Here is an 11,852-nt window from a genome sequence, read left to right on the forward strand (position 1 = left end):
GCTGATTCCTAACAAAAGGATAACATTGCGCCTTGTGCCAGAAAGAGAAATTGTCGGACTAACCACAGGCCATTTGCGGCATGTGGCGCTAATTCATGGGAAAATTTTCGAATGTCTTGGCCAAAGGCGTTCGGATAACTGTTTTTGCTAGCGCATCAACATCTGTCGGCTCCCGGTTGAGAATCACCAGGTCTGCCCGGTTGCGCACGGCATGAACGGGCAATTGGGCCGCAGGATGAACGACAAGTGATGACCCAAGCACCAGGAAGAGGTCGCAGTCTTCGCATGCCGCGGCGGCCCGCTCCAATTCAAGCTCCGGCATCTGCTGGCCAAAGTTGATCACAGCTGCCTTCAAGTATCCACCGCATTTCTGGCAGGCCGGGCTCTCGTCGGCCTCAACGCTTGCCCGCTGGTCCTCCAGCTCGGCCCGCGCACCGCAGGACAGACACGTTGCGAAAGTGGCATTCCCGTGCAGTTCCACAAGTTTTTCCTGCGGCACCCCCGAGCGCTGATGCAGTCCGTCGACATTTTGTGTGATCAGCATCGTCAGATTGCCCCTCCGGGCAAGCGCGGCCAAAGCCAAGTGTGCCGCGTTCGGATGAGCCCGGCCAAAGACTTCCTGCATTTCAAAACGCTGGTCCCAGTCTTTCATGCGGCTTTCATGTGAGGACACGAAATACTGGTATTGAACCGGTTGTCTCTTGGTCCAAGCGCCGCCGGGCGAACGGTAATCCGGTATGCCACTATCGGTCGATATGCCCGCGCCCGTCATTGCAACGATTCGGATTTGAGGATCGAGCAGGAGGCCGGCCACATAGGCCTGGGCCTCTGGAAGACTTGTGATGACAGTCATAAGTTGTTTAATGCTCCAACCTTGCCTGAATTTACGCACTTAAGGATACAGCATGCGTTATCTGCACACGATGGTCCGGGTTTCCAATCTGGAGGACTCGCTGGATTTTTACTGCAACAAAATGGGAATGACCGAGATCCGGCGCTACGACAATGAAAAGGGCCGCTTTACGCTGGTGTTTCTCGCCGCTTCTGAGGATATTGAGGCAGGAAAGGCCAATGCGGCTCCGGTCCTTGAGCTAACCTACAACTGGGATCCGGAGGAATACACCGGCGGGCGCAACTTCGGTCACCTCGCTTATGAGGTCGACAATATTTATGAGGCTTGTGAAACGCTTCAGAGCAAAGGTGTCGTAATCAACCGCCCGCCGCGCGATGGCCGGATGGCTTTCGTCCGTTCGCCGGACAACATTTCTTTCGAACTTCTCCAAAAAGGCGAAGCTCTTGAAATCAAAGAGCCGTGGGCCTCTATGGGGAACACTGGAGAGTGGTAGAAACGGCCGGTTTCCGGCATCTGCAAGCCCGGACGGACGGGCTTGCAAAAAATTGTCATATTGCCTCTTGCGGGGCATGAAAATCCCGCCTATAAGCCTCCCCACGACGCAGCCGCGTCGACCGCGCGCCCATCGTCTAGCGGTCTAGGACGCCGCCCTTTCACGGCGGAAACACGGGTTCGAGTCCCGTTGGGCGTGCCATTTCTCCCCCGAAATGCATTTGCTCACTTAGGTGTTGTCTTGTGCCGAGCCGCACCAAATGTGGCAGGTTTAGCGCGGTCAATCCGGCCCGTCTTTAGATGGCGTCCGCCGGTGATATGGTTGGCGCACCGCTCTCCATAACGGTTCCATTTGATCCATTGGCATCACAGTCTGTTCAGACTAGTTGTGGACGGCTCGTTTTCACAGTTTGCGTCATGGAAATTCACGCTGTTTCCGGGTATTGTTTCAGGTGATCGTGCTGAGGCTGCCCTCGGGATGCGCTTCGTGAGCGAAGCAGCTCTTTGGAAATCACGCGCAGTCATCGGTCCAACTGGAATGTCAAGTTCCTGTGATGCTCATTACAGAACGTTACTGCCAACCGGGGTATTGCTCTTGATCAAGAGGATGCACCTCGAAAGAAGATCGGACCAACCGACAGGCAACCATGATCGACGAAAGGACATAAAGATGTTCAAATACGTGATCGCCGTGCTGGCCATTATTTTAACAGGGATTAGCCCGGCACTGGCAAAGCGCGTTGCCCTTGTAATCGGCAATGGCGCTTATGAACACACAGTTCCCCTTCCCAACCCGGCAAATGACGCCGAACAAATGGCCTCCAAACTACGTGGCCTTGGTTTTGACGTCGTCGCAGGCCAGGATCAATCCTACACTGACATGCGCCGCACGGTAATGGAGTTCGCGAAGAAGGCCTATGGCGCCGAAATCGCACTTCTGTTTTATGCAGGGCATGGCATGCAGGTCGGTGGCCAAAACCTGCTTGTTCCGATCGATGCAAAGATCGAAGACGAGACATCCCTCGACTTCGAAACCATCTCCGTTGACTTCATTTTGCGCCAGATGTCCAAGGACGTGAAGGTGCAGATGGTCTTCCTCGACGCATGCCGTGATAACCCGCTGGCGCGCACGCTGGCGCGGCGCATGGGCCCCTCCCGCTCCGGCAATGTTGGCGCAGGCCTTGCGGAAATAAAGGTCGATGACGCTGGCGGTGAAGGGTCGGTCATCGCATTTGCCACCAGCCCTGGCGATGTCGCTCTGGATGGCGAGGGCAGCAACTCACCGTTCACCTCGGCTCTGGTCCGTCACATCGACACACCGAATGCGTCCATCCAGACGATCATGACCCGCGTGACCGGCGACGTTTACGAGGAAACCGAAAAACGTCAGCGCCCCTGGGTGAATGCGTCCCTCATCGGTGAAGTCATTCTCAACAAGACCGAAACCGGCCCGACAACGGATGTCGCCGCGCTCGGCAATGCAGCAACCAGCGTTCCGCAAGCTGCGGCCCCAGCTGCGTCCAGCGCGGCAACCCAGTCGACGATTGCCTGGGAACGCGAAAAACTGGTTTGGAATACGGTCAAGGACAGCAAGACAATTGCCGATTATCAGGCGTATTTGGATGCTTATCCGAATGGTACGTTTGCAAACTTTGCGCGAAACTCGATCAAGCGCCTTGAAAGTGCAAACCAGGTTGCGGCTGTAAACCCGGCTGTGGTGCCAGGCGCGACTGCAACACCGGCTCCGGCTGGCCTGCCCGATCCGCAGGCCGCTGTGCCCGGCACTCCTGAAACCGAGGCTGCCCTTGGCTGGAACCGCACAGCTCGCCGTCAAGTTCAGACCCGCCTCAATCTTGCCGGTCACAATGTCGGCCGTCCGGATGGTGCCTTCGGTCCCAAGACACGGGCCGGTGTCACGAACTGGCAGCTGGCAAACGGCATTTCGGCAACCGGCTACTTCACACCTGCGCAGTACTCGCTGCTGACGGCTCAGACGGCCGGGCAATATGCGGCGTATCAGGAAGAGGTTGCCCGGAAGCAGAAAGCTGCTGCCGCGTCCCGCAGCACAACGCAGCGCCGCACCAACACAACAACCACAACACGCCGGACCAATAACAATAACAACAACGGTGGCGGCATGAATCCGGCCGGCGCAGCCTTCATCGGCGGTGTTCTCGGCGGTGTCATCGGCGGTGCGATCGGCCGGTAAAGCAACGCTGATCCGAACCAAGACGCGGAAACCGGGGAGGTCCTCACCTCTCCGGTTTTTCCTTGCGCAAGTCTTCGTGGTTATCTGATCTGCAGACTTACCGATTTCAAACCGGAGAGACGCGCGGCGTCCAGAATGCGGACCGCATTTTCAAAGCTCAAGTCTTCGGACGGCAGAACGATTGCAGCAGAAGCGCCTCCAGAAACGAGTCTTTCCAGCTCCGTGCCGAGCTTGGACTCCTCAAACCTCAGGCCATTGACCTGAATTCGGATGCCGCTTGCGGTGCCATCCGGCCGCAAGGTGATCAGGATCGGTGCGGGACTGTCCTTGTCGCCTTGCGAAGCTGAAGGCTGCGGCCCAGCGATACCGACGTCAATCAGCCGCCAAACTCCAAACGCGGAGGACAAAAGAAAAAACATCACGAGAATGAAGATGACATCGATCAGCGGCGTTAAAGGCATACGCCGATGTTTGGCAATTGGCTGTCGGATCCGGATCATTGCTCAACTGTGCCATTGCCAAGTGCAAAAAAAGATGACCAGGATTGAGCCAGAGTTTTCAGCCCGATGCAAATGCCAAGATACACTTCAGCGTTTCCTGGCAAGGCAAATGGACAATTCAGAAAAACTGCAAATTGCTATAACATGACGCGGTCGACGGAAGACCGGCGTTTGGTTTGTATAGAGCTTATGTGCGTTCATTTTTTCCGCCGCGCAGCCGGCATCTTTAAATCTGCAATTACAGGCACTTTTCTCCTGTTCGCACAGGCTGAAACGGCGTCAGCCGGCTTGCGTGTGTGCAACGGGTCGGTGGATCTCGTGAACATTGCCATCGGCTATGAAACAGAAGATGGCTTGAGGACCGAAGGCTGGTGGACGGTCACGGCAAATGCCTGCAGTCAGCTCATCCAGGGGCGGCTGACCAGCGACCGCTATTATCTTCATGTTGCAGACGGTTTTGGCGAAAGCCGGCTTGCCGGGGATATTACCCTTTGCATTCGCGAAGAAAAATTTGTTCTCTACGATGGGGATCAATGCTGGCAACGCGGGCTCATAGAAGCGGACTTTTTTCTGGTCGAAACGGATGGTACCGAGGACTGGACCGTTCTTCTTTCCTACGATTGACCTCCAAAGCCGCGCAATCACCCCCAAGCGGACCAATTGCGAACCGGGAGTTACCATGACGATTGCGAAGAGAACCCTTGCCGCCCTGTTTTTCACATCCGCTTTATTGACAGGAACTGCGGCATCTGCCCAGCAGGTGTCGGGTATGATTACCATGGAACTCAATCAGGTCCGCCCGACCCAAACCGGTGGCTGCAGACTGTCTGTTGTGGCCACCAATGGCTTGGAGCGGCCCATCGATCAACTCGGCCTTGAGATTGTTGCCTTTGACAAGGACGGCCTTGTGGACCAGTTTCTGCGGCTTGATTTCACCCGGATCTCCGCGGGCAAGACAAAAGTCCTCCAATTTGATTTGTCCGCCACCAGTTGTGACAATCTCTCCCGGCTGCATGTGAATGATGTTTTGAACTGTGTGCCCCCGGCCATAACCGGTGTCTATTGCCCGGAGTTGATGGATCTGAAGAACCGGACTGATATTGCCTTCGGCGACTAAATCGGCGGGCGATTTATCGGAGCCGATTTACCCCGCCCGAAGAGAACCGATTTTGGAATGGGCGGGCATCTTTGAGCGTTTCGACCGAAACGCCAGATGTCTTAAGCAAATTTAGGAGGGTCACGCTTTGCTAAAGACGCGCTGCCTCATGAGCAACTACAGGAGCCCGGCCTGATGTTTGACAGCCCGACCTCTTTCCTGACGCTTGGCGGTCCGGTGGTGTTTCTCCTTTTGGGCATCTCGGTTGTTGCCCTTGCGATTATCTTGGCAAAGGCCTTTCAGTTCTGGAGCGTGCGGGTCGGCCGCCATGCCAGTGCCAGAAGCGCCGTTGCACAGTGGCGCAGTGGCGATCGGACGAAAGCTTCCCAAAATCTTCTGAAGGACCAATCCCTCTCGGCTGCCCTCATTCGAAGTGCAATGGACGCGCTTAGAGCCCTTGATCAACAGACGCTGTCGCCGCAAGAGCGGGACCTGCGCGAGGAACGCCTACGCGAAGAGATTTCAGCACGGGCCGCAGACCGTTTGTTCGGCCTTTCCAGCTGGCTGAAAGCCCTCGAATTGGCGAGCCAAATCGCTCCCCTTCTTGGCCTGTTCGGAACGGTTCTTGGAATGATCGATACGTTTCAGACCTTGCAGGAAAGCGGCTCTTCGGCGAACCCGACAACACTGGCCGGCGGCATATGGGTTGCGCTTTTGACAACGGCTTGCGGACTGGCCGTTGCCATTCCGGTCGCGGTCGCTGTCACCTGGTTTGAAACACGTCTTGAAAAAGAGCGTGCAGCACTCGAGGTCATGCTCACAGGTGTCTTCACCGCCGGGCCGAAACCTGGCGGCCAAGAATAGCGTCTTTTGGCATATGCCGGGCCATCGATAATCCGCCTAAGCCAATTCCGGCACACGATCGATGACAGAGACCTTAACGAGGAAAATTGGGCAAGCTCCGATTTCTCGGGCGGTCGGACCTTGGGGGTCAATCTGCCCTGCGGCCGTTAGCGGACGACCTTGAAAGCCGTCAGCGAATAGACCCCAGGATGGCGCAATATGTCGGGTATCCGGGCACTTGAAACCGTCCCGAAGCTCCCCGGCTGCCGCTCTGCCGTCCGGTTCCAGATCGCCAGGATCAAGGCCGTCTCTTCATCACCTGCCGACATGAGGGTCACAGGCACCTGAAACTTCCAGCCGCCCGCTGTGACCCGGTTGCTGGCGGGAAGCAGAAAGGCCCGGCCGTCGTGAACTTGCCCGGCGCCATCAATTAGATAAAGCTCAGGCGGACCATTGCCGTTCAAAACAAGCCCCTCGGCCTCTGCAGCAGCAATGCGGGATAACGGCAAGTCGCGTTCGACAATGCCGCGTACCATAGCCCCGCTGGCAACGACCGAGCGATCCAGAGTAACAAGCCCCGGCGCTTCGACACCTTGCGTCAGCCCCAGTGTGTCCAGGAGGACGCATTGCGGCCGACTGACAATCCGCAATTCAATCTGCGCCTCAAATCCGTTGTCCGCCTTGAAGTGCTGATCAAACGAAATAAAAGGATCTATGGCCGCGCCGAACCCAGTAACCGACGCCCTGTCCGCCGCAACCTCAGTCACTGAGAGGTGTGCGCAGTCTCCGATCTGGTAAGCCGCGACATAAGCAGCGGCCGATTCCATGAGGTCGAGGCCCGCCACTCCTGATGGTGTGACCGCATCCGGGGTGTCGTTCGGCAGGGCAGCTGGCTGCACCGACGTCCCGCCTGACGGAGATGGCGGAATTGAGGGCGTAGATGCGGCTGATGGCAGTGCTGCTACCTGCTCGCCAGCCGGCTCGATAACAGTCGCAGTTCCTGCCGGAACGCCCACACCTTCTATGACTGGAGCGGTGGCGCCAACCGCTGCAGTATTGGACGGTCTGATGGGTTCGCCCGGTGTTTTGGACGGATCATCAACGGCGGCAGCGGCAACAGGTGTGCTTGCATCTGGCACTCCAACGACAACCGGTGCGGGCCGCAGAACAGACACGCCTGCACTGGAGGATACAACCGGAGACAAAGCTGTTGGTTGATTGGTCCCGACAACTCCGCCGCTGGGGCGCTCTGTGCCCGCACCTTCCGCAGCCACGCTGTCTTGCGGAGACGGAATGACAACCAGCTGATCAGTTGACGGCTGGCCGTCTACCGGCCGTACCGCAGTGATCGTGGTTTGGGCATCAGCCGAAAAGGGTTGTACCGGGGTCACATCCGGAGATCCTGCCGCCGGACCAGTCGCGGGCTTCAAGGGCTCAAGCGGCCTCAAATCCTGTGCAATCCCATTTGAAGCTGGCGCAGGCTGAGCGATGGCTGCATCAGGCTGGCCGACCGGAGTGACAGCCGTTATCGCAGTTTGACCCGCGACCGGGGCTTCGCTCAAGGGCACAGGCTGAAAGTCACTGGTTGAATCAGCGATTTCGGCCGTTTCGGGCGCCACTCTTTCAGCCTGAATCCCGGTATCAGGCACTGTTTCAATCGGAACGGCCTGCGTGTTTTGAGCCGCATCGAGCGGTGCAGAGATAACCGGAACTGCATCAGGTGCCGCGGTTTCAGCGGTCACGACATCGATGTTATCCACGGCCTCGAAAATGAGGCCACCGCTCTCAATGACGATATCCGTTTCCTCAAGAGGGCTTGGCGGCTCAGTGTCTTCACCAGGCACATTCAAGAGCCCGGTTTCCAGGATCAGGAGATGGGCCGTGAAGGAGATCACCAACGCACCTGCCCAGAACGCCGGACCTATTTGGTCCTCGCGCGCAGTCAGGACGTCAACAGTGCCTGCGCCCTGGCTCACGGTCCCTCCGCATCGATTGTGACCAGCGATAGTGCCGTAATGCCGGAGCCTTCCAAACGCGCAGTCACCTTTGCAATCGCTGCCATCGGTGCGCGCCGGTCGACCTGAACTGTCAGCGTGCCATTCCCGCTGCCAGCCAGAGGCACTGTGGTCACAATATCCTCAGCGCCGATCATTTCACCGGCAAACCAGATTGAACCATCTCGATCGATTGCAAAACTGCCCTGAAGAGGGCCTCCGCCGGTCTTGGAGGCCGTCTCGGCCCATTCGAAGGCGTCTGGCAACGGGGGCCGGAGCGTTCCGGACACAAGCAGAAAAACCAGCAGCAAAAAGACGACATTGATCAGGGCAAGCGAACTGTCCGGGGGGCGGCTCGGCGGTGGTTTCGGGAGGTGAATAGGTTTTGTGTACCGCCGCATTCACGCCTCCCCTTGCCTGTCCGGTGACCCTCTTAAGGCCGTCTACGTCCCGAACTTAAACCCGTTACAGCTAAGGCGTCACCCTAATCGTTGTGGCCGTTGCACGCAGAACGGAGGCTGACTTGTTGAGACTGTCAAAAACGCTATCTGCATCGGCTCTGCTCATGCCCGCTAGCGTTTCAATCATCTCCGGCCCGACCATCGCAATGATCAGGCTCGTATCGTCTTGACCGCTTTCCAGATTGACTGGAATGACGAAACCTGCACCGCCATTGTCGGACTGGAGGTATGGGGTCAAATTGCTGACAGAGCCGTCGCTGCCCACAATCACCAGTCCGAGTTCACCTGCATCGGGATCAAATCCCGAAATACGGCCGGCCAGATTAGCGCCGCTTTGAATCACCGTCCGTTGCATGTCGAGGTGCAGCTGGGTCAGACCGTTGCCTTGGGGCGTTCCCCGCAAGAATCCGAGGGCCGGACACTGGGCATCGGTAATCAGATTGACCTGGATTTTGGCCTCAAAACCCTGAACCCGTGTGAAGTCGGAATCGAACGCGATAAATGGAGGTGTTCGGGCCGCAAATCCTTCAATCGCCGCAGACCGCGCCGCGACGGTCGTCGGTTGCAGATACATGCACTCATCCGCCTGGTAACCGGTCACGAAGTTCCGGACCTTGTCTGCGGCGGTCAAGACAGGCTCTTTAGCGCCTACGGTTTGTTCGGGTCCGGTGCCTTCTTCTGGAATACTCGTCTGCGGTCCGGGTAAAGGGTCTTCCACCGGGTCCGGGCCAGGCAATTTGACCAAGTTATCCAGAGGCGACGGTGGTTCCGGCACCGTTGCTTCAGGTTCACTCACCTCAACCGTCTGCTCTTCAACCTCGTCGGCAATTGCCGTATCCGGTTCGGATATCTGTGCGTCGGCCTCCTGATCGTCGGGCTCGGGCGACGCGGGAGCCGGTCCGGAGGTAACGGGTGCTTCCGGTGCATTTGGCCGGGGTTCCGCGATCAGGACCGGGCGTTGATCGGGCGCGTCGACCGTCGGCCCGGCGAGAAAGAAGACTGCAGCTGCACCCACACCTGCAAAACCGATCAGAGACAGGAGAATCGCGATCCGGGCAATCCAGTTTGTTTTTTGGGGCGGTGCATCCAGAACGCTCTGCTCCGGCGGCGGGCCGGACGGACGGATGATGGTCCGGTCATCGGTCCGGGGCTGCAAAGGCGCGCCCATGGTCCAGGCCGCAATTTCAGACATGGACGCCGGACGGTTGGCCGGGTCGGGTTGAAGCATGGCTTCAAGAAGCGGCCGGAACCGCATGTCGATCCCTTCAAGGGGCGGTAAGGTGCGCCGCTTTTCAACAATCTGAACCTGTGTGCCGCCCATATCGATCTGGCGTCCGGTCAAAGCTTCTGCGATCACCAGCCCCAGCGAATAGACATCGCTGCGCGGCGTTACTTTGCCGTCGAATATTCCAACCTGCTCGGGAGAGACGTAGTTCACCTTTCCGGCAAATCCATCGCCAATGATTGTCGGGCCGGCCGCGTTCGATCTCGAAATGCCGAAGTCGATGATCTTGGCCTGGGTCACGTCTCCGTTTTGAAGAATGATATTGTCCGGCGACAAATCCCGGTGGATGACTTCGCGGTCGTGCACCGCTTGAAGGGCAGAGGCAAGCCGCGTGACCAGCCGGTAGACGGCTTCCGGTTCAAGCGGCCCTGCGGCAAGCCGCGAACTCAAGGACGGGCCCTCCACGAACTCCATCGCAAGATAATAGAAGCCGAGTTCAGGTTCCTTTGCGAACACATAATACTGCGTCAGGGCATCATGCTTCAGCTTCCGCAGGATCTTGGCTTCGCGCTTGAATAGATCGACAATCAGGGGATCGCGCGAAAAACTTGCCAGCAGCACCTTCACCGCAACCGGATCACCACTTTCAATGTCGCGGGCGCGGTAAACGGTTCCGATCCCGCCATCTGCAATATGTGCCTCGATTTCATAGAGGTTGTTCAACCGTGTTCCGGTTGGAAGAAGGTGATCGGGCGCCGCCATCAACTCGCCTCCAGGGAGGCTGCGGTCAGCTCGTCAATATCCACGACCAAGACCGTCACATTGTCTGAGCCACCGCTGTTTAAGGCGCCTGCAAGAAGCTCCTTTGCCGCTGTTTCCGCAGCGCCGGTCCGCAAGATTGTTGCGATCACGCTGTCGTCGATAAGGCCTGTCAGTCCATCCGAACACAAAAGGAATCGGTCTCCTGCCCGAAGGTTTCCAGACACCATTTCCAGTTCCAGATCGATGTCCGATCCAATCGCCTTGGTAATGACATGTCTCCGGCTGAAGGTTTTTGCTTCATCCTTGGTCAGCACGTTCTGATCGACCAGCTCCTGCGCCTCAGTGTGATCGGTCGTGATTTGCTCAAGACCTCCCTGCCGGAACCGGTAGACCCGGCTATCCCCGGCCCAAAGGCAGGCGAAATTGCGTTCAAATGTCAAAAGCGCTGCAATGGTTGTTCCCATCATCACGCCGTTTGCCTCGGCGGCCACCTTGTCAATATTCGCTTTGGCTTCAATCACCCGCCTTTCGAACTGATCAAGCAGATCTTCCGCGTCGCGCGGAGTTGAAAGGTCCTGCAAGGCCTCACGAACGAGGCAGGAGGCTTGTGCGCCATTGGTCATCCCGCCCGCACCGTCCATGACCGCAAAGACACCGAGTTTTTCATCGACAAAAAATGCATCCTGATTTTCTGTCCGCACGCATCCAACATCCGTGAGGCCGACTGCGTAAGCTTTCAGGCGTGGTTCGGTCATTACCTTGGCTGTCATGTTCCCTGGTCCCTAGACTGAGATCGCCCTTTTTCTTGCCCTGCCACTGGCTTGTTAAACTGTTGCGCTGCCTCTTCTGGACGCAAGAACCATCGAAACGCGCCGGCCCACGGCAACCCGTCCGCCGAAAATGCAAAGTGATGCGGTCCGCCCCTTGCCCAGAACCAGGACCTGCGCACATGCCCTGCGCGCGCTGCCGCTGGAAGTTCGAACCAGTCCTGTTTGTTGTCACCGAGCCTTGGCGCCTCAGCCAGACGAATGACCGAAGCTTCAAATTCTTCGAACGAGGTGTCTTCTTGAAGCGCGGACAACAAAACGGTTTCAACCTGTCCGTACCACGCGTGCGGATCCTTGCTGTCCGCTTTCATCGCAGACGATATGATCGTAAGCGGAAAAGCCCGGCCTACACGGTCAACACTCGGCATGAAGGCCCCGGCAAAAACTCTGCCGTCTTGCCATTCCAACTCATACCGCCAGACCGGCATTGTCATGAAGGCCTCCTCCCAAGCGTCTTTCAACTCTTCGCGGCTTTCCGTCAACCCCTCCGTCAAGAACGGGTCCCAAACCGCGACGAACCCGCTGGGACAGGACCGGCTTACAAAATCTCCGCGGGCGGGCAATTTGCCGAAAAAACCGCAGCCCATCGT

General features: G+C 57.6%; 12 protein-coding genes and 1 tRNA gene. 6 read left to right on the forward strand and 7 right to left on the reverse strand.

Annotated elements, in window-relative coordinates:
* Window positions 1–88: 88 nt before the first annotated feature.
* Complete coding sequence (locus E1180_RS21165) at window positions 89–853, reverse strand: SIR2 family NAD-dependent protein deacylase (protein WP_155194578.1); 765 nt, start codon at window positions 851–853, stop codon at window positions 89–91.
* A 52-nt stretch (window positions 854–905) separates the two neighbouring features.
* On the opposite strand from E1180_RS21165, the gene gloA reads away from it, so the two are divergent.
* The 3 genes from gloA to E1180_RS21180 all read left to right on the forward strand — a co-directional run bounded on the left by gloA (window position 906) and on the right by E1180_RS21180 (window position 3,554).
* On the forward strand, window positions 906–1,346 hold the full coding sequence (gloA, locus tag E1180_RS21170) for a lactoylglutathione lyase (protein ID WP_155194580.1): 441 nt from the start codon (window positions 906–908) through the stop codon (window positions 1,344–1,346).
* 125 nt (window positions 1,347–1,471) lie between these two features.
* A tRNA-Glu gene (locus tag E1180_RS21175) sits at window positions 1,472–1,547 on the forward strand.
* A 468-nt stretch (window positions 1,548–2,015) separates the two neighbouring features.
* Window positions 2,016–3,554, forward strand: a complete 1,539-nt coding sequence (locus E1180_RS21180; protein ID WP_155194582.1) for a caspase family protein — start codon at window positions 2,016–2,018, stop codon at window positions 3,552–3,554.
* 80 nt (window positions 3,555–3,634) lie between these two features.
* On the opposite strand, the gene E1180_RS21185 is transcribed toward E1180_RS21180, so the two are convergent.
* A complete protein-coding gene (locus E1180_RS21185; protein ID WP_196220669.1) occupies window positions 3,635–4,015 on the reverse strand; it encodes an ExbD/TolR family protein in 381 nt (126 codons plus the stop codon).
* 228 nt (window positions 4,016–4,243) lie between these two features.
* Here E1180_RS21185 and E1180_RS21190 point away from each other — a divergent pair, with 228 nt between their 5' ends.
* The 3 genes from E1180_RS21190 to E1180_RS21200 all read left to right on the forward strand — a co-directional run bounded on the left by E1180_RS21190 (window position 4,244) and on the right by E1180_RS21200 (window position 6,014).
* Window positions 4,244–4,678 carry a DUF1036 domain-containing protein gene (locus E1180_RS21190; RefSeq protein WP_208997289.1) on the forward strand — a complete coding sequence of 145 codons (435 nt, stop codon included), beginning with the start codon at window positions 4,244–4,246 and terminating at the stop codon, window positions 4,676–4,678.
* Window positions 4,679–4,733: 55 nt separating this feature from the next.
* Window positions 4,734–5,171, forward strand: a complete 438-nt coding sequence (locus E1180_RS21195; protein WP_155194588.1) for a hypothetical protein — start codon at window positions 4,734–4,736, stop codon at window positions 5,169–5,171.
* A 174-nt stretch (window positions 5,172–5,345) separates the two neighbouring features.
* Complete coding sequence (locus E1180_RS21200; RefSeq protein WP_155194590.1) at window positions 5,346–6,014, forward strand: MotA/TolQ/ExbB proton channel family protein; 669 nt, start codon at window positions 5,346–5,348, stop codon at window positions 6,012–6,014.
* 146 nt (window positions 6,015–6,160) lie between these two features.
* On the opposite strand, the gene E1180_RS21205 is transcribed toward E1180_RS21200, so the two are convergent.
* The 5 genes from E1180_RS21205 to tagF all read right to left on the reverse strand — a co-directional run bounded on the left by E1180_RS21205 (window position 6,161) and on the right by tagF (window position 11,849).
* Window positions 6,161–7,969: a hypothetical protein gene (locus E1180_RS21205; RefSeq protein ID WP_155194593.1), complete on the reverse strand. Its 1,809-nt coding sequence runs from the start codon at window positions 7,967–7,969 to the stop codon at window positions 6,161–6,163.
* Window positions 7,966–8,388: a biopolymer transporter ExbD gene (locus tag E1180_RS21210; RefSeq protein ID WP_155194595.1), complete on the reverse strand. Its 423-nt coding sequence runs from the start codon at window positions 8,386–8,388 to the stop codon at window positions 7,966–7,968. The genes E1180_RS21205 and E1180_RS21210 overlap by 4 nt, the downstream gene beginning before the upstream one ends.
* Window positions 8,389–8,458: 70 nt before the next feature.
* A complete protein-coding gene (locus E1180_RS21215) occupies window positions 8,459–10,435 on the reverse strand; it encodes a serine/threonine protein kinase (RefSeq protein ID WP_155194597.1) in 1,977 nt (658 codons plus the stop codon).
* Complete coding sequence (locus tag E1180_RS21220) at window positions 10,435–11,205, reverse strand: PP2C family protein-serine/threonine phosphatase (RefSeq protein WP_155194600.1); 771 nt, start codon at window positions 11,203–11,205, stop codon at window positions 10,435–10,437. Before E1180_RS21220 ends, E1180_RS21215 begins: the two co-directional genes overlap by 1 nt.
* Window positions 11,202–11,849: a type VI secretion system-associated protein TagF gene (gene tagF / locus E1180_RS21225; RefSeq protein ID WP_155194608.1), complete on the reverse strand. Its 648-nt coding sequence runs from the start codon at window positions 11,847–11,849 to the stop codon at window positions 11,202–11,204. Before tagF ends, E1180_RS21220 begins: the two co-directional genes overlap by 4 nt.
* Window positions 11,850–11,852: the final 3 nt, after the last annotated feature.

It is taken from the genome of Roseibium denhamense (genome assembly GCF_009711415.1).
Classification (GTDB): Bacteria; Pseudomonadota; Alphaproteobacteria; order Rhizobiales; family Stappiaceae; genus Roseibium; species Roseibium denhamense.